At 72.6% G+C, this 24,682-nt stretch carries 24 protein-coding genes, 2 tRNA genes and 1 pseudogene; 17 read left to right on the top strand and 10 right to left on the bottom strand.

All coding sequences use genetic code 11. The features are described 5' to 3' along the window. Positions 1–25: 25 nt before the first annotated feature. On the bottom strand, positions 26–3,343 hold the full coding sequence (locus IE219_RS04760; protein WP_189975238.1) for a S8 family serine peptidase: 3,318 nt from the start codon (positions 3,341–3,343) through the stop codon (positions 26–28). Between the two features lie 639 nt (positions 3,344–3,982). Between IE219_RS04760 and IE219_RS04755 the strand changes: the two genes are divergently transcribed. From IE219_RS04755 to IE219_RS04745, 3 genes and pseudogenes are all read left to right on the top strand, one after another. Then, positions 3,983–4,612 carry an HPP family protein gene (locus IE219_RS04755; RefSeq protein WP_229849584.1) on the top strand — a complete coding sequence of 210 codons (630 nt, stop codon included), beginning with the start codon at positions 3,983–3,985 and terminating at the stop codon, positions 4,610–4,612. A gap of 53 nt (positions 4,613–4,665) precedes the next feature. Continuing rightward, positions 4,666–5,149 (top strand): annotated as a pseudogene (locus tag IE219_RS04750) (NUDIX hydrolase). Positions 5,150–5,282: 133 nt separating this feature from the next. After that, positions 5,283–6,473, top strand: coding sequence for a serine hydrolase domain-containing protein (locus IE219_RS04745; RefSeq protein WP_189975237.1), 1,191 nt, complete (start codon positions 5,283–5,285; stop codon positions 6,471–6,473). A gap of 1 nt (position 6,474) precedes the next feature. Here IE219_RS04745 and IE219_RS04740 read toward each other — a convergent pair whose 3' ends face one another. Beyond that, a complete protein-coding gene (locus IE219_RS04740; protein ID WP_189975236.1) occupies positions 6,475–7,482 on the bottom strand; it encodes a hypothetical protein in 1,008 nt (335 codons plus the stop codon). Between the two features lie 142 nt (positions 7,483–7,624). Then, on the bottom strand, positions 7,625–10,171 hold the full coding sequence (pepN, locus tag IE219_RS04735) for an aminopeptidase N (protein ID WP_189975235.1): 2,547 nt from the start codon (positions 10,169–10,171) through the stop codon (positions 7,625–7,627). Positions 10,172–10,327: 156 nt separating this feature from the next. On the opposite strand from pepN, the gene IE219_RS04730 reads away from it, so the two are divergent. Continuing rightward, on the top strand, positions 10,328–10,963 hold the full coding sequence (locus IE219_RS04730; RefSeq protein WP_189975234.1) for a mycothiol-dependent nitroreductase Rv2466c family protein: 636 nt from the start codon (positions 10,328–10,330) through the stop codon (positions 10,961–10,963). A 139-nt stretch (positions 10,964–11,102) separates the two neighbouring features. On the opposite strand, the gene IE219_RS04725 is transcribed toward IE219_RS04730, so the two are convergent. The 3 genes from IE219_RS04725 to IE219_RS04715 form a co-directional block, all read right to left on the bottom strand. Beyond that, a complete protein-coding gene (locus IE219_RS04725) occupies positions 11,103–11,750 on the bottom strand; it encodes a superoxide dismutase (protein ID WP_189975233.1) in 648 nt (215 codons plus the stop codon). A 203-nt stretch (positions 11,751–11,953) separates the two neighbouring features. After that, complete coding sequence (locus IE219_RS04720) at positions 11,954–12,145, bottom strand: DUF397 domain-containing protein (RefSeq protein ID WP_189975232.1); 192 nt, start codon at positions 12,143–12,145, stop codon at positions 11,954–11,956. Then, positions 12,142–12,981, bottom strand: coding sequence for a helix-turn-helix domain-containing protein (locus IE219_RS04715; protein WP_229849583.1), 840 nt, complete (start codon positions 12,979–12,981; stop codon positions 12,142–12,144). Before IE219_RS04715 ends, IE219_RS04720 begins: the two co-directional genes overlap by 4 nt. 94 nt (positions 12,982–13,075) lie before the next feature. On the opposite strand from IE219_RS04715, the gene IE219_RS04710 reads away from it, so the two are divergent. The 3 genes from IE219_RS04710 to IE219_RS04700 are packed head-to-tail and all read left to right on the top strand — an operon-like array spanning position 13,076 to position 13,963. After that, the gene (locus IE219_RS04710) at positions 13,076–13,327 is read left to right on the top strand and encodes a hypothetical protein (protein WP_189975230.1); all 252 of its coding nucleotides are present in this window, start codon (positions 13,076–13,078) and stop codon (positions 13,325–13,327) included. Next, complete coding sequence (locus IE219_RS04705) at positions 13,324–13,569, top strand: DUF7848 domain-containing protein (RefSeq protein ID WP_189975229.1); 246 nt, start codon at positions 13,324–13,326, stop codon at positions 13,567–13,569. Before IE219_RS04710 ends, IE219_RS04705 begins: the two co-directional genes overlap by 4 nt. Positions 13,570–13,606: 37 nt before the next feature. Then, positions 13,607–13,963, top strand: coding sequence for a type III secretion system chaperone family protein (locus IE219_RS04700; protein WP_189975228.1), 357 nt, complete (start codon positions 13,607–13,609; stop codon positions 13,961–13,963). Positions 13,964–13,968: 5 nt separating this feature from the next. Here IE219_RS04700 and IE219_RS04695 read toward each other — a convergent pair whose 3' ends face one another. Then, complete coding sequence (locus IE219_RS04695) at positions 13,969–14,169, bottom strand: hypothetical protein (protein ID WP_189975227.1); 201 nt, start codon at positions 14,167–14,169, stop codon at positions 13,969–13,971. 16 nt (positions 14,170–14,185) lie between these two features. Between IE219_RS04695 and IE219_RS32210 the strand changes: the two genes are divergently transcribed. Beyond that, positions 14,186–14,308, top strand: a complete 123-nt coding sequence (locus IE219_RS32210; RefSeq protein ID WP_268256826.1) for a hypothetical protein — start codon at positions 14,186–14,188, stop codon at positions 14,306–14,308. Between the two features lie 20 nt (positions 14,309–14,328). On the opposite strand, the gene IE219_RS04690 is transcribed toward IE219_RS32210, so the two are convergent. Next, positions 14,329–15,717, bottom strand: coding sequence for an amino acid permease (locus IE219_RS04690; protein ID WP_189975226.1), 1,389 nt, complete (start codon positions 15,715–15,717; stop codon positions 14,329–14,331). A 257-nt stretch (positions 15,718–15,974) separates the two neighbouring features. Here IE219_RS04690 and IE219_RS04685 point away from each other — a divergent pair, with 257 nt between their 5' ends. From IE219_RS04685 to IE219_RS04675, 3 genes are all read left to right on the top strand, one after another. Continuing rightward, complete coding sequence (locus tag IE219_RS04685; protein WP_189975225.1) at positions 15,975–16,568, top strand: biotin transporter BioY; 594 nt, start codon at positions 15,975–15,977, stop codon at positions 16,566–16,568. A 255-nt stretch (positions 16,569–16,823) separates the two neighbouring features. Beyond that, entirely contained in the window at positions 16,824–17,318 is a 495-nt protein-coding gene (locus IE219_RS04680; protein ID WP_189975224.1) for a ribose-5-phosphate isomerase, read from the top strand. Further along, positions 17,318–18,127 carry an Fpg/Nei family DNA glycosylase gene (locus IE219_RS04675; RefSeq protein ID WP_189975223.1) on the top strand — a complete coding sequence of 270 codons (810 nt, stop codon included), beginning with the start codon at positions 17,318–17,320 and terminating at the stop codon, positions 18,125–18,127. The genes IE219_RS04680 and IE219_RS04675 overlap by 1 nt, the downstream gene beginning before the upstream one ends. Before the next feature lie 48 nt (positions 18,128–18,175). On the opposite strand, the gene IE219_RS04670 is transcribed toward IE219_RS04675, so the two are convergent. Next, positions 18,176–19,405, bottom strand: a complete 1,230-nt coding sequence (locus IE219_RS04670) for a GNAT family N-acetyltransferase (protein WP_189975222.1) — start codon at positions 19,403–19,405, stop codon at positions 18,176–18,178. A gap of 106 nt (positions 19,406–19,511) precedes the next feature. On the opposite strand from IE219_RS04670, the gene IE219_RS04665 reads away from it, so the two are divergent. Then, on the top strand, positions 19,512–20,657 hold the full coding sequence (locus tag IE219_RS04665; protein WP_189975221.1) for a PP2C family protein-serine/threonine phosphatase: 1,146 nt from the start codon (positions 19,512–19,514) through the stop codon (positions 20,655–20,657). Positions 20,658–20,821: 164 nt separating this feature from the next. Then, positions 20,822–21,016, top strand: a complete 195-nt coding sequence (locus IE219_RS04660; protein WP_189975220.1) for a hypothetical protein — start codon at positions 20,822–20,824, stop codon at positions 21,014–21,016. A 115-nt stretch (positions 21,017–21,131) separates the two neighbouring features. Here IE219_RS04660 and IE219_RS04655 read toward each other — a convergent pair. Further along, a tRNA-Gly gene (locus tag IE219_RS04655) sits at positions 21,132–21,202 on the bottom strand. 132 nt (positions 21,203–21,334) lie between these two features. Between IE219_RS04655 and IE219_RS04650 the strand changes: the two genes are divergently transcribed. From IE219_RS04650 to IE219_RS04635, 4 genes are all read left to right on the top strand, one after another. Then, positions 21,335–21,411, top strand: a tRNA-Pro gene (locus IE219_RS04650). A 177-nt stretch (positions 21,412–21,588) separates the two neighbouring features. Next, the gene (gene tig, locus IE219_RS04645) at positions 21,589–22,968 is read left to right on the top strand and encodes a trigger factor (RefSeq protein WP_189975219.1); all 1,380 of its coding nucleotides are present in this window, start codon (positions 21,589–21,591) and stop codon (positions 22,966–22,968) included. Between the two features lie 281 nt (positions 22,969–23,249). Next, entirely contained in the window at positions 23,250–23,867 is a 618-nt protein-coding gene (locus tag IE219_RS04640) for an ATP-dependent Clp protease proteolytic subunit (protein ID WP_189975218.1), read from the top strand. 66 nt (positions 23,868–23,933) lie between these two features. Further along, a complete protein-coding gene (locus IE219_RS04635) occupies positions 23,934–24,593 on the top strand; it encodes an ATP-dependent Clp protease proteolytic subunit (RefSeq protein ID WP_308434011.1) in 660 nt (219 codons plus the stop codon). Positions 24,594–24,682 lie beyond the last annotated feature (89 nt).

Genomic DNA, 24,682 nt, shown 5'->3' with positions numbered 1-24,682 from the left:
CCCGCCCCTCCCGGGCACTGCGGTGTTACGGGGTGACGCTGCCGATCAGGACGCTGCCGGAGCCCGCGACGGTGCCGCGCGCGTTGAGCAGCCGGACCTCGCCGAAGAACTGGCGTCCCTCGGGGGCCGGACCGCCGGCGACGACCTCGGCCGTGACCTTGGTGCTCGCGCCGTTGGCCAGCGGGTACGTCTTCGACTCGTCGACCTTCACGGTGCCGAGCGCCGCCGAGTAGTAGACGTCCTTGTAGTCGTAGCTCGTGCCGCCCGCGGCCTGGACCGCGTAGGCGTCGACCACGACGGTGTACGTGCCCGGCTTCGGGTTGGCGATGGAGACGGACTCCTCCGAGTCGCCGTCGGCCGAGGACGCGACCTTGGCGCCGTCGAGCAGGACGGTCAGGTCGAGGTCGGCGGCCTTGTCGGAGGTGTTGCCGATCGCGACGTCGAGCCGCTCCACGCCCTCACCGACGGTGACGGTCCGGGTGTGGGTCTCGTGGTGCTGGACGGTCGTGGTCTCGACCTTGGCCGAGCCGAGCGAGCCGCCCTTGAGCTTGCCGTCGATGCCGGCGAAGCGGTTGGCGACGGTCCACTCGACGCCCGCCGGGACGCCGACCTTCGCCTCGTCGATGGTCTGGACGGCCGGGTCGAAGGAGGCGCCCAGGACGGAGACGTTCAGCTTGTACGGGTTGTTCAGGTCCGGCGAGGTGCGCCGGGCCTCGACCTCGATCTCCCAGACGCCGGCCTGCGGGTTGGCGTAGGAGCGCTGGTCGGGGCGGCAGGTGTTCGCCGGGTTGTAGTGCGGGTAGCACACGGTGGTCGTGGTCGGGTCGACCGGGACGCCGTACGGGTGGATGGAGATGAACCGGGTCTGGCTCTTCTCCTTCAGGCCGCCGATCGCGACCTCCAGGGAGGTGGCGCCCTTCGGCACGGTCACGAAGTACGAGGTGCTGCTGTTGCGCTGGACCGAGCCGGCGGCGCTGAAGCCGTAGCCGGGGGCGACCAGGTCACTGGCGACCACGGTGGTGGCGAGGATCTGCTTGTCGACGCCCTCGGTGCGGTCGTCGTCGGCCTCCAGGAGCACGCTGTGCACGCCGGCGGTCTTCGGACGGGCCTCCAGGCGGACGGTGACCGGCTTGTTCAGCGGGAGCCGGACCTCGTCGTCGCCGAGGATGCGGAAGGTGCCGTCGTTGTGCTTGAGGTCCAGCTCGTGCTCGATGGCGCGGTCCGGACCGCTGGTGCGGGTGATCGTGACGTCGTAGACCTTCTTCTGGCCGACCTTGAGGCCGCCCTCGCGGTCGTAGACGCCGGTGCCGGTGTGCGGCGCCGGGAAGATCACGGTGTCGACCGGGGCCTCGACCTTGTAGGAGTGGGCGGTCGCCCTGTCCTTGATCGACTCCCACGCCTCGTTGATGTCGATGCGGCCGGAGCCCTGCTCGTGGGCCGCGACGCCGGGGATGCGCTGGGCGGTCGAGGTGAGCGCGGTGCGCAGGGTCAGCGGGGTGAGCGCGATGCCCTTCTGCTTCGCGGCGGAGAGCAGCAGCGCGCTCGCGCCCGCGACCTGAGGGGAGGACATCGAGGTGCCGTTGAGCATCCCGTAGCCGGCGGGCAGGTCGTAGCCCGCCTCGGGCACGCCGGCGCCGGCCTGCCAGGTCGGGATGGTGTTGACGGCCGAGCCCGGACCGGTGATGAGCGGGGTGGCGCCGCCGTCCTCGCGCGGACCGCGCGACGAGAACGGGAACATGGCGTACTTCTTGGTCACGTCGGAGCCGTAGTTGGCGGCCCAGGTCTCCTTGGAGACGGCCGCGCCGACGGAGAGGACCTTGTCGGCCAGGCCGGGGTCGCCGATCGTGTTGGTGCCGGGGCCGGAGTTGCCGGCCGAGATCACCAGCTGCACGCCGTAGTCGTCGATGAGACGGGTGTAGAGGCGGGCGCGGACGTTGTCGCCGTCGTTCAGCGCGGGCAGGCCGCCGATCGACATGTTGACGATGTCGACGCCGCGGTTGACGACGAGGTCGACCATGCCCTCGGTGAGGGCGACGTTGGTGCAGCCGCCGTCCCAGGTGCAGGCGCGCGAGGAGACGATCTTCGCGCCGGGGGCGGCGCCGTTCATCCTGCCGCCGAAGAGGCCGTGGGCGGCGGTGATGCCGGCGACGTGGGTGCCGTGCGCGGACTCGACGACGCCGATGTTGACGAAGTCCCGCTTCTGGCCGACCCAGGAGCCGCCCAGCGGGTCCATCGGGACGTCCTTGCGGATCTGCACGACGAAGGGGACGCGCTCGGCGACGTCGGTGGCCGGGTTGTCGGTGCCGAAGTAGCCGACCTGCGCGCCGTCCTTGTACGCCTTCATCGGCGCGTTGTCCGTGAAGTCGTTGTTCTGGTCGGTGTCGACGCGGACGGTGCCGGCGACCGGGTCGTACAGGATGCCGAACTGGTCGGTGGTGTCGCCGTCGCGGTTGATGTCACCGGCCGGGTCGCCGCCCGCGGTGGCCGACTCCAGGAAGCGGCTCCACTGGTAGGAGCCCGCGGGCGCCTTCCAGGACTGGCCGTTCGCGGTGAAGGCGGGGCCCGAGACCGGGGTGATCTGGGCGCGCCAGGTGGCGTCGCCGTCGACCAGCGGGTCGGTGGCGGTGACCCAGTCGACGATCTTGCGCTCGCCGGTGGTGGTCTTCTGGAGGGCCGGGTGGGCCAGGTCGACGCCCGAGTCGAGGATGCCGATGGTCACGCCGCGGCCGTCGGCCCTGGGGTGGTCCTCGACGAAGTCGACGGCGCCCGTCTCGTGGGACGGGTTGTACGGGTTCTTCGCCGGGGTCTTCTTCGACGGGGCCGGGTAGGTCCTGCCGACCGGGCCCTTGCGGTCGGCGGCGCCGCCCGCGATGCCGGGCGTCGGGTCGTCGAGCTCGATCTCGGCCCGCAGGTCGATCGACTGGACGGAGGACAGCTTGCCCGCGGCGGAGATCGCGGCCTTGGCGCGGTCGGTCGGCAGGGTCGCGCGGACGTAGCCGAGCGCGTCGTTGCGGTTGCCGACGGAGGCGCCGGGGACGGCGTCGAGCTGGCCGGCGACCTGCTCGGTGCTGCCGGGGGCGGTGGCGACCAGAATGGTCACGTGCGACTCGCCGGCGGCCTCGGCCTCGGCGAGGCGCTGGGCGTCGGTGGCGCCGAGCTTGTCGGCGGGCTCCGCGGTCTTCACCGGGGGCGTGGTCGCCGGCTCGTCGGCGGCGAGCACCGGAGCGGCACCGGCCGCGACGAGCGCGGTCACCAGACCGGCTGCGGCGGCGATCCGGGCGGCCCGTCTGGTCCCGGAGGTCGAGCGTCCGGATATGGAGCTCTGCATTTCGGGGGTGGTCATGTACATCCCTGTTTGTGAAAGAGAGAGTCCGGATTTCGGTACCGGATGACCGCTCAGCCTTTCGTAAATGACAGGGTTTTGTGGAGAGTTAGAGGACGGCAGCTTGTGCCGGTGGCGTACATCCGCCACCGCGCACACTCCGCCACGTGTGACGAATCGTATGCAAGAAGGGCGATCCGCACGGCTTCTGACGTGGCGTCCGAGCGGGTGGAACCCCGGGGCGGACGCGGCGGGGGGTACGGGTGGGGTGCGCGGGGGCCCGGGAGCGCGCTTCGCGCCGGGAGGGGGCCGCGCGCTTCGCGCCGGGGCGGGTCCGGCCGGGCGGCCGGGCCGCGCGGCGGCGTCCGGCGGCGCGATGTTCCTCACACCCCGGACGCCGGTATCCCGGAGCCGTGCGGCCTTCCGCGGGGTGCCGTCTCGGGATCGTGTCCGGGGAGCGGACTTCTCGATCACCGATCGGATGGAAACGGTATACCGTCGTAAGGAGCGGTTCGTCCGCTTCCGGGTCGACAGCGCCGTCGAGACCCCGGCCGCCGGCCCCTCCCGGACCGGTCGCGCCCGGGTGCTCCCGGCCCGCCGACCGACCCGATCGCCGCACCGCCCGCACGCGGACACCCGATCCACGACCCCGAGGAACCCGTGCCCACCCAGGCTCCCGAGGCCACCGTGCCCGCCCCGTCCGCCACCCCCGTCCCGACCACCGCCGTCCCGACCACCGCCACCACGGCCACGGAGGCCACCGCCGCAGCCGCCGCCGAGGCCGCCCCGCGGATCGTGACCGCCCCCGCCACCCGGCCCTGCCCGCCGCCGCGCCCGCACTGGCTCGCCGTGCTCGCCTGCACCGGCGCCAGCGTCGCCGCCCTGCTCCTGCTGGTCGCCCTGGGCACGGTCCTGCACCATCCGCTGCTCATACCGCCGCTCGCCGCGAGCATGGCGCTGGTCGCCGCCTCCCCGGAGCTGCCGCTGTCGCAGCCCCGCTCGGTCGTCGGCGGCCAGCTCCTCTCCGCCCTGGCCGGCTTCGCCGTCCTCGCCGTCGCCGGGCCCGGCCTGTGGAGCGCCGCCGTCGCCGGCGGCCTCGCCCTCGGCGTGATGATGCTGGCCCGCGCCCCGCACTCCCCGGCCGCCGCCACCGCGGTGATCATCACCCTGGACGCCCCGGCGTTCTGGAGCTTCACCGGCCTGCTGGCGCTCTCCTGCGCCCTGCTGGTGGCGATCGGCCTGGTCGTCGCCCGCGCCAACCGCCGCCGCTACCCGCTCTACTGGTACTGACCGCTTCCCCCGCCGACGGGTCCGGCCGCCCGCTCTTCCCCTAACCTCGTCCCATGAAGCAGGGGCTGAGGGTGGCGGCCTACGCCGTGTGCGTCCGGGACGGCGAACTGCTGCTGGCCCGCTGGGTCGGCCGCGACGGGGTCCGCCGCTGGACCCTGCCCGGCGGCGGCATGGAGCACGGCGAGGACCCCGTCGAGACCGTGGTCCGCGAGGTCGAGGTGGGGGTCCCCCCAGGCCGCAGGGCCTGGGGGAGAGACCGGGTACGCCGCCGAGCCGCTCGCCCTCCTGGGCATCGATTCGGACATCCAGAGCTGGTCCCTGCGGCTCCGCACCGCCGGCTCCTTCCAGAGCCTCCGCATCGTCTACGAGGCCCGGATCACCGGCGGCGCCCTGCGCCCCGAGACCGGCGGCTCCACCGATCTCGCCGCCTGGCACCCGCTCGACGCGGTGCCCGGCCTGGACCGGGTCCCCCTGGTCGACATCGGCCTCGGCCTGTGGCGGGACCGCCCCCCGGCCGGCCGCCCCGGCCCCCGCTGAACCCGGCCCCCGCCCCCGTACCGCCGAACGGCCGGAAAGGGCTCAACCGGTACGCACCCGCTCAACCTCCCCGCACCCCCCGTGGTCCTCCCCGCCGACCGCAGCACCGGACCGCGAGAACCAGGGGACCCACATGACCGACACCCGCACCGTCCGCACCCGTGCCGCCCGCGGCCGCACCGCCCGCACGGTCCGCACCGCCGTCGCCGCCGCGCTCGCGGCCGGCCTCACCGTCGGCGCCCTCGCCGCCCCCGCCCTCGCGGCGGCGGACCCGGCCGCCGCCCGCCCCGGCCACGAGGCCACCCGGCAGGCGCTCCGCGCGGCCGTCGACGCGGGCATCCCCGGCGCCGTCGCCCAGGCCGGGAAGGACGGCGCCGACTGGACCGGCACCGCCGGCGAGCGCGGCGGCGCCGACCGCTACCGCGTCGGCTCCATCACCAAGACCTTCACCGCCACCGTCCTCCTCCAGCTCCAGGCCGAGGGCCGCATCGACCTCGACGACCCGGTCGACCGGTGGCTCCCCGGCCTCGTCCGGGGCCACGGCCACGACGGCCGGAAGATCACCGTCCGCCAGCTCCTCAACCACACCAGCGGCGTCTACAGCTACACCGGCGACCCCGGCTTCCAGAAGAAGATCTTCGGCGCCGGCTTCCTGGAGCACCGCTACGACACCTGGCAGCCCCGCGAGCTGGTCCGCATCGCCATGGAGCACGCCCCCGAGTTCGCCCCCGGCACCGGCTGGAGCTACTCCAACACCAACTACGTCCTCGCCGGCCTGGTCATCGAGAAGGTCACCGGCCGCCCCTACGGCAAGGCCGTCGAGAACCGCGTCCTCAAGCCCCTCAAGCTCCGCGCCACCCTCGTCCCCGGCACCGACCCCGCCATGCCCCGTCCCAGCAGCCGCGCCTACTCGCCCCTCGTCGCGGACCCCGGCGCCCCCCTCCACGACGTCACCGAACTCAACCCGAGCATCGCCCACGCCGCCGGCGAGATGATCTCCGACTCCCGCGACCTGCGGACCTTCTACCGGGCCCTGCTCCAGGGCCGCCTGCTGCCGAAGTCCGCGCTGAAGGAGATGACGACCACCGTCCCGGTCTCCCCCGACCTCCCCGGCGTGGGCTACGGCCTCGGCCTGATGAAGCAGGAACTGAGCTGCGGCAAGGAGGTCTGGGGCCACGGCGGCGGCATCCACGGCTCCAGCTCCGAGGCGTTCGCCACCCGCGACGGCCGCCACACCCTCGCCGCCAACCTCAACGGCGACTGGACCGGCACCAGCCAGGCGATCGTCGAGGCCGAGTTCTGCGGCACCCTCCCGAAGAAGTAGCTCAGCGGGGCAGCACCACCACATAGGCGGCGGGCTGCCGGTCCGGCGCGGCCATCAGGGCCGTCCGGACCACGGCCGCCTGCCGCTCGGCCGACTCCCGCAGCCCGCGCGGGGTCACGTGCACCACCGCGATCCCCAGCCGCTCCAGGTGCTCCCGCTTGCGGGTGTACGCGGACCACAGCGCCTCCTCGTCCGGCCGGGGCACCCGGGTGTCCAGCTCCACCGCCACCGCGTGCTCCGGCCAGTAGGCGTCCACCCCGCCCAGGTGCGGGCCGCCCGGCAGCCGCAGGTCCACGTTCCACACCGGATCCGGCAGCCGGAACTCCCGCACCATCTCGTACAGCCGCTCCTCCGACAGCGCGCGCCCCTCCACCAGCACCGCCTCCACCGCGTCCCGCACGTGCGGCCGGGACAGCAGCCGCAGCCGCCCCAGCTCCCGCACCACCGCCGCCGGCTCGCAGTGCCCGCCGCGCACCGCCTCCGCCAGCATCCGGCGCACCGCCCCCGCGTCGTACAGCCCCGACACGGCGTCCGCCAGCGCGCGGGCCACCGGCGCCACCGGAAGCCCGCCCAGCTCCACCGGCTCCGGCGGCTCGGGCGCGCGCACCACCCGCGCGAAGCCGGTGGACCGCAGCCGTCGGGTGCGCCCCACCAGGACGTCGATCCGCTCCAGGGCCTCGGGCGGGGGAGCGGAGGAGAAGCCGTGCAGGGCCAGCCCGGCCAGGCCGGTGAGCATCGGGCCCGGCCCCTGCGGCCCGGTGCCGCCGTCCCGGCGGGCGTAGAGCAGCGCGGCCCGCAGCCGGTCGTCGCCGGTCGGGGCGGTGGGGCGGAGCAGGAAGACGCCGGGCAGCAACTGCTGCCAGTCGCCGCCCTCCGCCGACCGTCCGGCGACCTCGGCGGCGGGCACGCCCATGGCCCGCAGCTGCGGGGCGGAGGCGAGCCGCTGGGTCAGCGCCGAGGGGGCGGGGCGGCGGCGGGAGCGGGCGGGGAGGGGGGTGTCGTGGTTCATGCCGGGGGTCTTCCGCTCCCCGGCCCGCTCCTAACGGTCTGTTACGTGCCCGTCGACAATCCGGGACAAGGCCGTCCTAAAGTACGTGCGTTCGAGTGCCGAGAGGGGGCCCGCCCGGCGGCGGACCCCCTCCCGGACCGGCTCACTTCGCCTGCGCGTCGCACTCCTGGGCCCGCAGGGCGCGCGCCAGGTCGTCGCGGGACTCCAGCACCAGGCGGCGCAGCGCCGGGGCCGCGTCCGCGTGCTCCGCCAGCCACGCGTCGGTCGCCGCCAGCGTCTCCGGACGGTCCTGGAGCGCCGGGAACAGGCCCCGTACGACGTCCATGCCGATCTGGATCGACCGCTCGGCCCAGATCCGCTCGATCACCGCGAAGTACTTCTCCGCGTACGGCGCGATCAGCTCGCGCTGCGAGGACTGGGTGAAGCCGGCGATCGTCGCGCCCACCAGCGCGTTCGACAGCGCGTCCGACTCGACGACCTGCGCCCACGCCTGCGCCTTGACCGCCTCCGAGGGCCGCGAGGCCAGCAGCCGCACCTGGTGGCGCTTGCCGGAGGCGGTGTCGTCCCGGGCCAGCTCCTCGTCGATCCGGGCCTCGTCGGCCCGGCCGCGCGCGGCCAGCGGGGAGAGCAGCGCCCAGCGCAGCTCCTGGTCGACGTCGAGGCCGTCGATCCGGGCGGTGCCCGCGAGCAGGCCCTCCAGGAGCTGGAGGTCGGCGTCGGAGGAGGCCGTCGCGGCGAGGAAGCGGGCCCAGGTCAGCTGCTGCTCGCTGCCCGGCTCGGCCGCCCGCAGCTCGCGCAGCCCGCCCTCGGCGAGCAGCCGCCCGCCCTCGGCGCGCCACGCCTGGTCCGCGTAGTGGGTGACGGCGGTCTGCGCCCAGGCGTGCACCATCTGGAGGACGCCGATGTCGGTCTCGCGGCCCGCGAAGGCGAGCACGACGGCGACGAAGTCGCGGGCCGGCATCAGCCCGTCCCGGGTCAGGCTCCACAGCCCCGACCAGCACAGCGCGCGGGCCAGCGGGTCGGTGATGTCGCCGAGGTGGCCGCGCAGGGTCTCCATCGAGCCCTCGTCGAAGCGGACCTTGCAGAAGGTGAGGTCGTCGTCGTTGACGAGGATCAGGTCGGGGCGCTCGGCGCCGGCCAGCTCCGCGACCACGGTCCGGACGCCGGCCACGTCGGCCTCGGTGCGCGCGTACCGGGTCAGCTCCCCGTCGGCGAGCCGGTAGAGGCCGACGGCCACGCGGTGCGGGCGCAGCTCGTCGCCCTCCTGGAGGACGGCGAGCTCGGTGATCCGGCCCTCGGCGTCGTAGGTGACCTCGGGGGCGAGGACGTTGACGCCGGAGGTCTGGAGCCAGGACTTCGACCACGTCTTCATGTCGCGGCCGGAGGTCTCCTCCAGGACGGCCAGCAGGTCCGCGAGGCGGGTGTTGCCGTAGGCGTGCCGCTTGAAGTAGCGGCGGGCGCCCTCCAGGAAGGCGTCCCGGCCCGCGTAGGCGACGAGCTGCTTGAGGACGGAGGCGCCCTTGGCGTAGGTGATGCCGTCGAAGTTCAGCTTGGCGTCCTCCAGGTCACGGATGTCGGCCGTGATCGGGTGGGTGGACGGCAGCTGGTCGGCCCGGTAGGCCCACGCCTTGCGGTTGTTGGCGAAGGTGACCCAGCTGTTGGTGAAGCGGGTCGCCTCGGCCAGCGAGAAGGAGCCCATGAAGTCGGCGAAGGACTCCTTCAGCCACAGGTCGTCCCACCAGACCATGGTGACCAGGTCGCCGAACCACATGTGGGCCATCTCGTGCAGGATCACGTTGGCCCGCCGCTCGTACGCCGCGCGGGTGACCTTGCCCCGGTAGACGTACTCCTCGGTGAAGGTGACCATGCCCGGGTTCTCCATGGCGCCGAGGTTGTACTCGGGCACGAAGGCCTGGTCGTACTTGCCGAAGGGGTACGGGTAGTCGAAGTTGTCGTGGAAGAAGTCCAGGCCCTGCTTGGTGATCAGGAAGACGTCGTCCGCGTCGAAGTGCTTGGCGAGGCCCTTGCGGCACATGGCGCCGAGCGGGATCACCAGGCCGTCGCGCTCGTAGCTGTCGGTGACGTAGTGGTACGGGCCGGCGACCACGCAGGTGATGTACGTGGAGATCGGCTTCGTCTCGGCGAAGCGCCACACGCCGTCGGCGTCCCGCTCGCCCGCGCCGTTCGACCAGACCGACCAGGCGTCGGGGGCGGTCACCTCGAAGCGGTACGGGGCCTTCAGGTCGGGCTGCTCGAAGTTGGCGTAGACCCGGCGGGCGTCGGCCGGCTCGTACTGCGTGTAGAGGTAGACCTCGCCGTCCTCGGGGTCGACGAAGCGGTGCAGGCCCTCGCCGGTGCGGCTGTACGCGCACTGCGCGTCGACGACCAGCACGTTCTCCTCGGCCAGGCCGTCCAGGGCGATCCGGGTGCCGTCGAAGACGACCGCCGGGTCCAGCTCCCGCCCGTTGAGGGTGACGGAGGTCACGGAGGGGGCGATCAGGTCGGCGAAGGTCGAGGTCGCCTCGCCGGTACGGCGGAAGCGGATCGTCGTCACCGAGCGGAAGGTGCGCACCGCCTCCGTGGACTCTCCGACCGCCGAGCGCAGGTCGAGGGCGACCTCGTAGCCGTCGACGGACAGCAGCGCCGCCCGCTCGTGGGCCTCGTCGCGGGTCAGGTTCTCACCGGGCACGGTCACTCCTTCGTGGCGTGTTCGAAACAGGACCGATCCTCCCATGTGCGCCTGTCACCCGGTGCACGGGAATGCCGACACGGCTTGCCGGTGTTGCGCCAGATCGGCGCACCACGTTGCTTCGCACCCGTTCTTCGCACCTTTCCGAGGAGTCACATGTCCGAGAGCAGGACCACCGCCGATTTCTTCTTCGACCCGCTCTGCCCCTGGGCCTGGATGACCTCCCGCTGGATGCTGGAGGTCGAGAAGGTGCGCCCGGTGGACGTCCGCTGGAAGGTGATGAGCCTCGCGGTGCTGAACGAGGACCGGCTGGACGAGGTCCCCGCCGAGTACCGGGAGATGCTGGAGACGCAGGCGTGGGGCCCGGTCCGGGTCGTCGTCGCGGCCCAGCAGCTGCACGGCGACGAGGTCGTCGGCAAGCTCTACACCGCCCTCGGCACCCGCTTCCACAACGACGGCGAGGGCGTCACCCCCGAGGCCATCGTGGGCGCCCTGAAGGACGTCGGTCTGCCGGAGTCGCTGGCCGAGTACGCCGACAAGGACACGTACGACGCCGAGCTGCGGGCCTCCCACCAGGAGGGCATCGACAAGGTCGGCCAGGACGTCGGCACCCCGGTCGTCGCGGTGCCCGGCCCGGACGGCGAGGAGGTCGCCTTCTTCGGCCCGGTCGTCACCCCGACCCCGCGCGGCGAGGCCGCCGCCCGGCTGTGGGACGGCACGCTGCTGGTGGCCTCGACCCCCGGCTTCTACGAGATCAAGCGCACCCGGACGGCGGCGCCGAGCTTCGAGTAGGCACCCGCCCCCACGGAAGAACCCCCGCGATTCACGTCATCGCGGGGGTTCTTCTTTCATCCGCCCGCCCGGTGAAGGTTGAGAAGACGATCACGAGCAGGACGCGTGGGGTCCTCCCGGGGCCGGCCCCGGGAGGGGGTCAGAAGGAGATCAGCGGCACGCTGGCCTTGGCGGCCAGGTAGCGCGCGTTCACGTCCTGCCAGTTGACGACCTGCCACATGGCGTCGATGAAGTCGACCTTCTGGTTCTTGTACTGGAGGTAGAAGGCGTGCTCCCAGGCGTCGAAGACGAGGACCGGGACGGAGCCCTGGCCGACGTTGCCCTGGTGGTCGTAGACCTGCTCGACGATGAGGCGGCCGCTGATCGGCTCGTAGGCGAGGACGCCCCAGCCGGAGCCCTGCGTGGTCGCGGCGGCCTTGGTGAGCTGCGACTTGAACTTGGCGAAGGAACCGAAGGACGCGGTGATCGCGTCGGCCAGCTCGCCGACCCCGTCGGCCGCGAGCGGCTCGCCGCCGCCCTCGCCCTCCTTCGGGCTGGCCATGTTGTTCCAGTAGATGGAGTGGAGGATGTGGCCGGAGAGGTGGAAGGCCAGGTTCTTCTCCAGGCCGTTGATGGCCCCCCACGACTCCTTGTCGCGGGCCTCCTCCAGCTGCTCCAGGGTGTCGTTCGCGCCCTTGACGTAAGCGGCGTGGTGCTTGTCGTGGTGCAGCTCGATGATCTGCGGGTTGATCACCGGCTCCAGCGCCGCGTAGTCGTACGGCAGCTCAGGAAGTGTGTAGATCGCCATGTGCGAGCCCTCGCCCTTCGACCGACTTCTTATTGCAATTAATGTGCAAGTGCAGGCTAACAGCACCTGCGGAAGTTGTTGATCAGTCGATCGACCTAGGTCTCCGGCCGTGTCGCGCCACCCCCGGACACGCGAAAGGCCCCGCCCGTCCTCCCGGGTGACCGGAAGGACGGACGGGGCCTCAGGGGCGCCCGGATGCCGGGCTAGCCCTCCTTGACGTGTGCGATGAACGCGGCGAAGGCGGAGGCGCCGACGGTCACGACCGGGCCGGCGGAAACCTTGGAGTCACGGACGGGAACGATGCCCTGCGGGGCGGTGTTGGTGGCGACCTCCACGCAGTTTCCGCCATTGGAGCTGTAGGAGGACTTGAACCACTGTGGGGTGTCGATCGTCACGGGTAAGCCTTTCGTGCCTCACGGATCATGGCCATGGAGTCAGCCTGGCTCAGGCTTTCGGCCTGTAGCTGATAGTACTCCGTCAGTGTCGTTGCCACCGTTGTGGTTTCCCGTGCCAGATGCCCCTGTAGGTGCGATTCGGTGTAGGCGAGCATGGACCGGTCGGCCAGGGTGAGCAGGTTGACCGGAAGGTTGAACGGCCGCAGTTCTCCTATGGCGTACGGAGCCACCTGGAGGGTGGTGTTCGGCAGTTCGGCGAACTCCAGCAGGCGGTCGAGCTGCGCTCCCGTCACGTCCTGCCCTCCGACGGGGCGGCGGATGCAGCTCTCGTCGATCACGACGTGCATGATCGGTGACCGGTTCTTCGTCACCGCCGCCTGGCGCTCGGCCAGGACGGCACACCGTTCGTCCGCCTGGAGGGGGGTGATGGACCCCCGCCGCACATCGCCGTGGGCCAACGCGCGTGCGTACGCGGCCGTCTGTAGCAGCCCCGGGGCGATCCCGATGTCGAACAGCCGGATCTCGATGGCCTGCCGCTCGTGGTGGACGTACTGGGGGAACCCCTCCAGCAGGACGCCGTGCCGCAGTTTCATCCACTCGCGCTCGAACGCTTCGTCGCTCCCCGTCAGGCCGAAGGCGACGTCGAGGACTTGCGAGAAGCGGAGAGTAGAAGATCTGCGGCTGGTTTCAACCGCCGAAATATGCTTGCTGGAATATCCCGTTCGGTCCGCCAGGTCCTCCTGCGTCCACCCCCGCTCCTCCCGCGTGCTGCGCACTCTCGCCCCGTAGGCCGCAGCGGGTCCGTTCTCGGGGTGCAGCGTCTTGATGTTGGACACAACTCTCCCTCCCCACCTCGTACGTTGAGGACCCCTCCAGCGTAGGTGCACGCTGATGCTCCCGGTAGTGGTTCCGCTACGGAGAGGAGTGGTCATGTCTGCACAGTTGAACGAAAACCGCCCGCCCGACCTCGGGACGTTCATGGCCGAAGTGCGCCCGGCCCGGCCGGAGGGCACGCCCCGGCTCGGCCGCGTGACCTCGTGGGACGGTGAGTTGTGCCACCTGTGTCCCCCCGGCGGGGGCGCGGAGTGGACGGCGGCGCCGGACGCGCTGCGCCCGCCCACGCAGGAGGAGCGCGCCTTGATCCGCACCCTCACCCGGCCCGTGCGCTGGGTGGACAGGTGAGGGCGTCGGGGACGTGGGCCTACGGGGTCGTCCTGCGCCGCATCCAGAGCGATCCCGGTACTGCCCCGGCCGTGGGGGCGCGGTGCCTGGACGCCATGTGCGGATGGGTCGCCGCCCCCGGCGCGGACGCCGACCTGGTGGGCGACGAGTGCCTCGCGCACACCGAACTGAACCCGTCGCACCGCCGTTTCGCCCGGGAGTACTCGGACGTGGCGCTCGTGACCTGCCTGGAGCCGACGTGAGGCCCGCCTCCGCCCCCGTACCCACGGAGGAAGCCGCGTGAAGACATGCCGGTCCACGCGTCGGCTCCCCTACGCGGGGCTGCTGGTCGCCCTGTACACGGCCGGGGCGGGGGAGGAGGAGTACCCCTCCCGGCACGAGATGGTCCGCCGCTGCGAACTGGGCGAGGGGCACGGCGACCCCCACTCCGCGTACCTGTACGCGCACGACGGAGGACCGGAGCTGTGGGCGCGGTGGGAGGGGGAGGCGGACGAGATCCGGTTCGTCCGGCTGACGCCCTGCGAGGAGGGGGACCCCGGCCTCCCGCCGGTCCACCGGTCCGCGTGCGCGTTCCCGGCGGGCCACGCCTGCGGCCACGCCTGGGAGGACGGGGAGCGGGAGCAAGCCCGGGAGTGACCCCGTCACCACGTCCGCGCCGCCCACCGCTCCGGGGCGAGCGCCACCAGCAGCACCAGGTCCGTCGCGCCCGTGATGCGGCTGGACCCCGCGTGAGGGGCGCGGGCCGGCCCCGCCGCCCGGGTCGTCCGGTCCCGGCCGCGCTGCGGAAACTGGCGGCCTTCCTCGCCGAGTTCGCCCCCCGGCGAGGAAGAGGAGCTGCACACCCTCGTCCTGCGCGCGGTGATCAGCGGCGACACCGAAGACCTCTCCGCCTGGCTCGACGCCCGGCACGGGCCCGGCGCGTACATCGGGACCTTCCTGACCGGCACCTATTTCGCCGCGCCCGTACCCGCCGCCGACTGACACCCCCGCCGGGGGACCCGTCACCGCGTTCGCGCCGCCCATCGTTCCCGGGCCAGGGCCACCAGCAGGACCAGGGCCGTCGCGGCCGTCGACCACAGCATCTGGGGGCGGGTTCCGGGGTCCAGGAGCATCAGGATCAGGACGGCGGCCATCGCGGCGAGGGCGGTCCAGGTCAGGTACGGGAAGGCCCACATGCGCAGGGAGAGGGCCTCGGGCGCCTCCCGTTCGATCCGGCGGCGCAGGCGCAGTTCCGAGACGGCGATCAGGGCCCAGACGAAGAGGAGGACCGAGCCCACCGCGTTCAGCAGGTAGAGGAAGACCGAGTCCGGCCACTTCAGGTTCAGCAGGACCGACACGAAGCCGAAGGCCACCGAGGCGAGCACCGCCCGGCGCGGCACCCCGCCCGCCGTCCGCAGCAGCCCGCGCGGGGCCTCGCCGCGCTCGGCGAGGGAGAAGACCATGCGGGAGGAGCCGTACAGGTTGGCGTTGAGCGCCGACAGCAGCGCCACGAAGATCACCACGTTCATGATCTGCCCCGCCCCCGGCACCCCGATCGCGTCCAGCACCGCCACGTACGGCGACTCGCCCGGCACGATCGCCGTCCACGGCAGCAGCGTCACGATCACCAGCATCGAGCCGACGTAGAACAGCAGGATCCGCCAGACCGCGCTGCGCACCGCCCGCGCCACGTTCCGCGCCGGGTCCTCCGACTCGGCCGCCGCGATCGTCACGACCTCCAGGCCGCCGAAGGCGAAGACCACCACCAGCACCCCGGAGACCACTCCCGACCAGCCGTTCGGCAGGAAGCCGCCCCGGCCGGTCAGGTTCGCCAGGCCCACCGGGTCGGTGTCCGGCAGCCAGCCGGCGACCGCCAGCGCGCCCAGCGCCAGGAAGAGGACGATGGCCCCCACCTTCAGGGCCGCGAACCAGAACTCGAACTCGCCGAAGTTCTTCACCGCCGCCAGGTTCGCCGCCGTGAAGACCAGCATGAACACCAGCACCCAGCCCCACTGCGGAACCCCCGGCACCCAGCCGTGCGCGATCCGCGCCGCCGCCGTCGCCTCCACGGCCAGCACCACCACCAGCAGGAACCAGTACAGCCAGCCCACCGTGAAACCGGCCCACCGGCCCAGCGCCCGCTCCGCGTGCACCGAGAACGCCCCGGACGCCGGCATCGCCGCCGACATCTCGCCCAGCATCCGCATCACCAGCATCGCCAGCCCGCCCGCGAGCAGGTACGAGACCACGATCCCCGGCCCGGCGACCGCGATGCCCGCCCCCGAGCCCACGAAGAGCCCGGCGCCGATCACCCCGCCCAGCCCCAGCATCGTCAGGTGCCGCTGTTTCAACCCGTGCGTCAGCGGCTCGGGTTCGGTCAGGGGGGAGGACGGCGGAACGTCGTCGCGCATGGTGGGGGCTCGCGCTCTGGAAAGGGAACTTATGGAGACCCCACAGTCTCTCCGCCGACCGCCTCCCGACGCAAAAGGGGCGACACCTGACGAGTCGGCAGTGATGAGCATCACGTGGCGCGTGGCGCCCGAGCCCTCCTTTGTCGGAACTCCATGAACCCCCGGGCCGAGGCTTTGTCGGCGGCTGACGGTGATCGGGCGCTCACCCCTGGCATAGCGTCAACCTGTCCCTGCACCCTCACCCCCGCGGAGTACCGATGAGCACCGCCGCCGCCCCCGCCCGCACCCTCCGTACGGGTACCGTCCTCGCCGACCTCCTCCCCTCCAGCCGCGCCCGCGACATCGCCCTCGTCGCCGGCGGCGCCGCCCTCACCGGCCTGGCCGCGCAGCTCTCCGTCCCGGTCCCCGGCTCCCCGGTCCCCGTCTCCGGCCAGACCTTCGCCGCCCTCCTCGTCGGCACCGCCCTCGGCGCCCGCCGCGGCTTCCTCGCCCTCGCGCTCTACGCCGTCGCCGGCATGGCGGGCGTCCCGTGGTTCGCCCAGGGCAGCTCCGGCTACGCCATGCCGTCCTTCGGCTACGTCCTCGGCATGCTCCTCGCCGCCACCGTCGTCGGCGCCCTCGCCCGCCGCGGCGCCGACCGCTCGGTCCTGCGCACCGCCGGCACCATGGTCCTCGGCTCCGCCGTCATCTACGCCGTCGGCGTGCCCTACCTGGCCCTCGCCACCGGCATGACCCTCGGCCAGGCCGTCGCCGCCGGCCTCACCCCCTTCCTCATCGGCGACGCCCTCAAGGCCGCCCTCGCCATGGGCGCCCTCCCCGCCGCCTGGAAGCTCGCCGGCCGCAAGGGCTGACCCCGCACCGGGCGCCACGCTCGGGCCGGCGCCCGCCACGGCGCCCGGCCCCACGCACCATGCCCGTCACGCGCACCACGCCCGTCACGCGCGCCGCGTCCGCACGCGCCACGCGAGCCACACGCACCGCGTCCGTCACGTGCTCCACGCGCCCAGGACCCCGCCGGGGCCCCGCACCCGGCCACCGGGGGCGGGGCCCCGCCGCGTGCCCCCCGCTGGCGCCCCGCCCGCCCCGGCCGTGCCACACTCGACGGCATGCGCGTCTACCTCGGTTCCGACCACGCCGGCTACGAACTCAAGACCCACCTCGTCGAGTGGCTCACCGCCCAGGGCCACGAGCCCGTCGACTGCGGCCCCCACCTCTACGACGCCCTCGACGACTACCCGCCGTTCTGCCTGCGGGCCGCCGAGCGCACCGCCGCCGACGCGGACGCCCTCGGCATCGTCATCGGCGGCTCCGGCAACGGCGAGCAGATCGCCGCCAACAAGGTCAAGGGCGTCCGTGCCGCCCTCGCCTGGAGCGAGCAGACCGCCGCCCTCGGCCGCGAGCACAACAACGCCAACGTCGTCGCCGTCGGCGCCCGCATGCACAGCCAGGAGGAGGCGACCAAGTTCGTCGAGATCTTCCTCGCCACCCCGTACTCCGGCGACGAGCGCCACACCCGCCGCATCGAGATGCTGACCGCCTACGAGACCACCGGCGACCTGCCCCCGATCCCGGCCCACCACCCGCAGGAGCCCACCGCCTGATGCCCGAAGGGCACACCATCCACCGGCTGGCCGCCGACCACCGCGAGCGGTTCGGCGGCCGGCCCGTGCGCGTCTCCAGCCCCCAGGGGAAGTTCGCCGACTCCGCCGCCCTCCTCGACGGCTCCGTCCTGGAGACCGCCGAGGCGCACGGCAAGCACCTCTTCCTCGGCTTCCCCCGCGACGAGTGGATCCACATCCACCTCGGCCTCTTCGGCAAGGTCGGCTTCGGCGACGTCCCCGCCCCGCCGCCCGCCGACACGGTACGGCTCCGGCTGACCGGCCCCGACGGGTACATGGACCTGCGCGGCCCCACCACCTGCGCCCTCGTCACCGACGAGGAGAAGCGGGCCGTCCACGACCGGCTCGGCCCCGACCCGCTGCGCGCCGACGCCGACCCCGACCGCGCCTGGCACCGGATCTCCCGCTCCCGCAGCACCATCGCCGCCCTGCTCATGGACCAGAAGGTCATCGCGGGCGTCGGCAACGTCTACCGCGCCGAAGTCCTCTTCCGGCACGGCATCGACCCCTACCGGGCCGGCCGCGACCTCACGCCGGGGGAGTGGACCGCGATCTGGGACGACCTGCGCGGACTGATGCGCGAAGGCGTCCGGCTCAACCGCATCGACACCGTCCGCCCCGAGCACACCCCCGAGGCGATGGGCCGCCCGCCGCGCGTCGACGACCACGGCGGCGAGGTGTACGTCTACCGCCGCGCGCACCTGCCCTGCCACCTCTGCGGCACCGCGATCCGCACCGCCGACCTGGCCGCGCGCAACCTCTTCTGGTGCCCCGCCTGCCAGACCCGCTGACCCGCAGCCCCGTACGGCCCCCGGACGCACCGGGGGCCGTACCGCTTCCTAGAAGCCGTGCGGCAGCCAGGGCGCCGCGTCCGAGCCGAAGGCGAGCGACGCCTCCGCGAGCGCCCCGTCCCGCAGCTCGGTCACCCGGCCCGCCGCGGCCAGCGACGACAGCGCCGTACCGCCCAGATAGGCCGCCCCCAGCTCCCGTACCGACAGCGCCAGCTCCGGCGCGTCCGAGGTCCGCTCGCAGACCGCCCCCTTCGCGTCCCCCGACAGCCGCCAGCGCCCCTCGTTCCACGGACAGAACGCGTCCGACACGTCGAGGACCACGTCCACCGGCGCCCGGTACGTCCGCGCCGCCAGCGCCGCGCCCACCTCCACCGGACGGGCGAACAGCACCTCCCGCAGCACCGGCTCGCACCGCCGCACGTCCGACACCAGGTGCCGCCACCCGTCGTCCACCGGACGGCTGTCGATCCGCACCTTCGCCGTCAGGTCCACCGAGCACAGGAAGCGCCACAGCGCCGCCTCCGCCACCGGATCGAGCCCCATCAGCTCCCGCACCGTCACCGAGCCGTCCGGCCCCGCCCAGCCCCAGTCCGGCTTGACGCTGTACGAGGCGTAGCCCACCAGCTCCCCGTCCCGCTCCGCCAGCACGCACTGCCGCGGCGAGGAACCCCCGCGCGCGCCCGGCGGATCCAGCACCGGCTGCCGCTCCCAGCCCGCCGGGCGCACCGTCATCCCCGGCCGGCGCGGCACCAGCCGCGCGTACAGCTCCTCGTAGGCCGCCGAGGACTCCGCCAGCGGCACCGGCCGCAGCACCACCCCGTCCACGCCCGCCGGCAGGTCCAGCCGCACCCGCGTGGTGTCGATCACCGCCCGGTGCGCCCAGCTCGCCGCCCCGTACCCGAACCGCCCGTAGATCACCGGCTCGGAGGCGGTCAGCACCGCCAGCGGCTCGCCCCGCTCCCGCACGTCGTCGAGCTGCCGCCGCATCATCGAGGTCAGGATCCCGCGCCGCCGGTGCGTCGAGGCCACGCTCACCATCGTCACCCCGGCCGTCGGCACCGCGGCCCCGCCGGGCACCGTCATCCGGAACGAGAACGCCCCGGCCGTCGCCACCGGCCGCTCCCCCTCCCAGACGCCCAGCGACCGGTCGCACTCGGTCAGGTCGCGCCAGAGCTCCCGCTCCTCGGGCTCCTCGGGTACGCCCCCGAAGGCCAGTTCCAGCGCCCCGAACCAGCGGTCCCACTCCGACGGGTCCAGCACCCGCATCTCGCTTGTCATATGCCATCGATATCAGGGCCCGGCGCCGGGGGCGACCCGATTTGAGCCCCCTTGTCACCGGGGTACCCCTGCACGGAACCGGCCGGGATGGATAGGGTCCAGGCCAATGGGTGACCGCGCGAAACACGACACGCACGCGGCCCGGCTGCGCAGGAGCGTCCACCGGGCCCGCCTCGCGCTGCGCCGGACCGGCGTCGAGTACTTCCGCGGCGGCGCCTCCGACCGGCTCGCCCTGGCGGGCCTCCTGCTCACCGTCCCCGCCATCGTCTGCGGCACCGTCCTCGACCCCGTCTGGTGCTCGCCCGCCGCCCTCGTCCTGCCGATCGTCGCCGGCGGCCTGCTGCTGCGCCCCGCCAGCCTCCTCGCCCTGTACGCGGCGGCGGCCGGCGGCCTCATCGTCGAGTCCGTGCTCCTCGGCCCGTACGGCGAGGGCCCCGCCCGGGTCACCCCCGGCACCGTCCTGGTCGTCGCCGCCTGCGGACTCTTCGGCCTGCTCATCGCCCAGTTCCGGGCCCGCGTCGGCGTGCCCTGGCGGCGCGGCGGCACCATGCTCTTCGACCTGCGCGAACGGCTCCGCGTCCAGAGCGCCCTGCCCCGGCTGCCGAACGGCTGGCACCGCGAGATGGCGCTCCGCCCGGCCGGCGGCCAGTCCTTCTCCGGCGACTTCGTCGTCGCCGCCCGCACCCACGGCGGCCGCACCCTGGAGGTCGTCCTCACCGACGTCTCCGGCAAGGGCATGGACGCCGCCTCCCGCTCCCTGCTGCTCTCCGGGGCCTTCGGCGGCCTCCTCGGCTCGCTCCCGCCGCACGGCTTCCTGCCCGCCGCCAACGGCTACCTGCTCCGGCAGGACTGGGACGAGGGCTTCGCCACCTCCGTCCACCTCGTCCTCGACCTGGACTCCGGCGACTACGAACTCTTCTCCGCCGGCCACCTGCCCGCGCTCCAGCTCCACGCCGGCACCGGCCGCTGGGAGCAGAAGGACGGCGAAGGACCCCTCCTCGGCGTCTACGACGGCGCCGACTTCCACCCGGTCAAGGGCAGCCTGCGCCCCGGCGACGTCCTGATGCTGTTCACCGACGGCCTCGTCGAGGCCGCCGACCGCGACCTCGACGAGGGCATCGACCGCCTCACCGGCGAGGCCGAGCGCTGCCTCCCCGACGGCTTCCACGGCGTCGCCCGCCACCTCATCGAGGCCGTCGCCAAGGACGTCAACGACGACCGGGCGCTCCTCCTCATCTCACGCCAGGGCTGAACCCCCCCGGCCCCCGGAGGCGTCTTCCACCGGTACCGGCGTCCCACGATTCGTCACCCCCCGGCGGGGGCAGGGGGGTTGGTGGCACGATGGAGGTGCGGGGGGTGCTCGACAGGTGCGCCTCCCGGTGGCTGGGTGGGACCGACCGAGGGTGTGAATCAGTTATGGCCATTTCGCTGTCCGTGGTGCTGCTGTTGGCGATCGTCCTCGTGGTGCTGATCCGCGGGGGCAGCCTCAAGGGCGGACCCGCGGCCGTCGCCATCCTCTTCGGCTTCTTCCTCGCCTCCACCGGCATGGCCGACGACATCCAGCGCTTCCTGGACTCGATAACCCAGACCATCGGGGCCATCAAGTTCTGACCCGCGCGTGCCGGGCCCCGCCGTCGCCCCGGCGGGGCCCGGCACGCGCGCGGAGGCATGGAAAAGACCCCGGGCCCGGTTCCTCCTGAAGAGGACCGGGCCCGGGGCCGTACAGAGCGGGCGACGGGAATCGAACCCGCGTAGCTAGTTTGGAAGACTAGGGCTCTACCATTGAGCTACGCCCGCATGCAGGGCGCCGCAGGTCAAAAGGACCTCGGCACGGAGAGCATGGTAGCCGGTCCGGAGCCCTCCGTGCACACCCCGGAAAACGGGGGGCGTCGCAGCGTCCCCGTGCATGTACCCTACGTGTCGCACCGACGGGGTGTGGCGCAGCTTGGTAGCGCGTCCGCTTTGGGAGCGGAAGGCCGTGGGTTCAAATCCCGCCACCCCGACCATCATGATCCTCCGCGGTCCCGCCCGCTGGTTCTTGATCGCGTTGTGGGCGTCATCCTTCGTGCGGTTACTATGCAAGCTGCGTGCCCGTGTGTCTTTTCTGACCGGGCCCATCGGCCGGAACCGCCCCCGCGCGGCTCGGCCGGAATCCAGGAATCAGCCACCAAGGAGACCGAACCGTGAAGAGCGCCGTGGAGACCCTGAACCCGACTCGGGTTCGGCTCACTGTCGAGGTGCCCTTCGAGGAGCTCAAGGACAGCCTCGACGCGGCGTACAAGAAGATCAACCAGCAGGTCACGGTCAAGGGCTTCCGCAAGGGCAAGATCCCCGCGCGCGTCATCGACCAGCGCTTCGGCCGTGGCGCCGTGCTGGAGGAGGCCGTCAACGACGCGCTCCCGAAGTTCTACACCGAGGCCGTGAACGAGGCCGAGGTCAACCCGCTGGGTCAGCCCGAGGTCGACATCACGGAGCTGAAGGACGGCGAGGTCCTCGCCTTCACCGCCGAGGTCGACGTCCGCCCGGCCATCGAGATCCCGGACTACTCCGGCATCGAGGTCGAGGTCGACGCGGTCGAGGTCACCGACGAGGACGTCGAGAAGTCCGTGGAGCAGCTCCGCGAGCGCTTCGCCTCCACCAACCCGGTCGAGCGCGCCGCCGCCGAGGGCGACGTCGTGACCGTGGACCTGACCGCCAAGGTCGACGGCGAGGTGCTGCCCGACGGCGTCGCCGACGGCGTCTCGTACACCATCGGCTCCGGCGAGCTGCTCGACGGCATCGACGCCGCCGTCACCGGCCTGGAGGCCGGCGGCGAGGCGACCTTCGCCTCCGAGCTGAAGGGCGGCTCGGCCGCGGGCAAGGAGGCCGAGGTCACCGTCAAGGTCACCACCGTCGCCGCCCGCGAGCTCCCCGAGCTGGACGACGAGTTCGCGCAGATGGCGTCGGAGTTCGACACCCTCGACGAGCTCAAGGCCGACAGCCGCAAGCGCCTCGAGAACATGAAGCAGTTCGACCAGGCCACCCAGGCGCAGGAGCGCGTCCTGGAGAAGTTCCTGGAGCTGGCGGAGATCCCCGTCCCCGAGAAGCTCCTCGAGGAAGAGGTCAACACCCGCAAGCACAACCTGGAGCACCACCAGCTCGGCCAGATGGGCCTGAGCCTGGAGAAGTACCTGGAGCTCCAGGGCAAGACGGTCGAGGAGTTCGAGGCCGAGACCAAGGAGCAGGCGGTCAAGGGCATCAAGACCCAGTTCCTCCTCGACGAGCTGGTCTCCCAGGAGAAGCTGAACGTCGAGCAGGAGGAGCTCACCGAGCACCTCTTCCGCCGTGCCGCCTCCTCCGGCATGTCCCCCGACCAGTTCGCCCAGGCCGTCGTCCAGGGCGGCCAGGTGCCGATGCTGGTCGGCGAGGTCGCCCGCGGCAAGGCCCTCGCGGTCGTCGTCGAGGCCGCCAAGGTCGTCGACACCAACGGCGAGGTCGTGGACCTCTCCGACGAGGACGAGGACCAGGCCGCCGAGACGGTCGAGGCCGTCACCGGCGAGGCCGAGGTCTCCGAGGAGAAGTAGGCCCCGCCCGGCCCCGCCGGGAGGCCCGCGCCTCGCGCCGAATCGCGCACGGGCCCGGACGCACGACTGTGCGTCCGGGCCCGTGGCGTACGGGGACCCGCCGGTGGGCGCGCGTGCGCCTTTTCATGCGCCCCCAACTACCTTGCGCTCCCAGCGAACAGTTCGGGAACCGGGATGGCGTTGTCCCACCTGCGCGTTAGGGTCCATGGATACGGGGGCACTGCCCTCAGAACAAAGACGCTGAGACGGCCCGGGGCCGTCGGAGACGAGCAGGTGGATACGTGACGAATCTGAAGCCTTACGCCGCGGGTGAGCCGTCCATCGGTGGCGGCCTCGGCGACCATGTCTACAACCGGCTGCTCGGCGAGCGCATCATCTTCCTCGGCCAGCAGGTCGACGACGACATCGCCAACAAGATCACCGCCCAGATGCTCCTCCTGGCCGCCGACCCGGAGAAGGACATCTACCTCTACATCAACAGCCCCGGTGGCTCCGTGACGGCCGGCATGGCCGTCTACGACACCATGCAGTACATCCCCAACGACGTCGTGACCATCGGCATGGGCATGGCCGCCTCGATGGGGCAGTTCCTGCTCACCGGCGGCACCCCCGGCAAGCGCTTCGCGCTGCCGAACACCGACATCCTGATGCACCAGGGCTCCGCCGGCATCGGCGGCACGGCCTCCGACATCAAGATCCAGGCCGAGTACCTCCTTCGCACGAAGAAGCGCATGGCCGAGATCACCGCGCACCACTCGGGCCAGACCGTCGAGGCGATCATCCGCGACGGCGACCGCGACCGCTGGTTCACCGCGGAGGAGGCCAAGGAGTACGGCCTCATCGACGACATCATCACGCACGCCGCGGGTGTTCCGGGCGGCGGCGGCACGGGCGCCTGAGCGCCGGCCGCCCGCCGAAGACACCAGCCCCCGCCGAACGCCACCAGGACGGTGAACACCCACATGCTGAACAACCTCTCCCCGAGCGGCCTGTACACCGGCGCGCCGATGGACAACCGCTACGTCGTCCCGCGCTTCGTCGAGCGCACCTCGCAGGGCGTGCGCGAGTACGACCCGTACGCGAAGCTGTTCGAGGAGCGCGTGATCTTCCTCGGCGTGCAGATCGACGACGCGTCCGCCAACGACGTGATGGCGCAGCTCCTGTGCCTGGAGTCGATGGACCCGGACCGGGACATCTCCATCTACATCAACAGCCCCGGCGGCTCCTTCACCGCGCTCACGGCCATCTACGACACGATGCAGTTCGTGAAGCCGGACATCCAGACGGTCTGCATGGGCCAGGCGGCCTCCGCCGCGGCGATCCTGCTGGCCGCCGGCACCCCCGGCAAGCGGATGGCCCTGCCGAACGCGCGCGTGCTGATCCACCAGCCCTCCGGCGGCACCGGCCGCGAGCAGCTCTCCGACCTGGAGATCGCGGCCAAGGAGATCCTGCGCATGCGCAGCCAGCTGGAGGACATGCTGGCCAAGCACTCCTCGACGCCGATCGAGAAGATCCGCGACGACATCGAGCGCGACAAGATCCTGACGGCCGAGGACGCCCTCGCGTACGGCCTGATCGACCAGATCGTCTCGACCCGCAAGAGCACGGCCGCCTCGGCAGCCTGACGCTCCACCTTCCCTCGCCGTGGTCGGCATGGCCGAATCCCGACCATGCCAACCACGCCAAGGGGGGCCCGAACGGGGGGCCCGGCAAG

It is taken from the genome of Streptomyces termitum, assembly GCF_014650175.1.
GTDB classification, from domain to species: Bacteria; Actinomycetota; Actinomycetes; order Streptomycetales; family Streptomycetaceae; genus Streptomyces; species Streptomyces termitum.
Note: the sequence above shows the minus strand (reverse complement) of the source record. Positions and strands in the feature narration are given on the sequence as shown.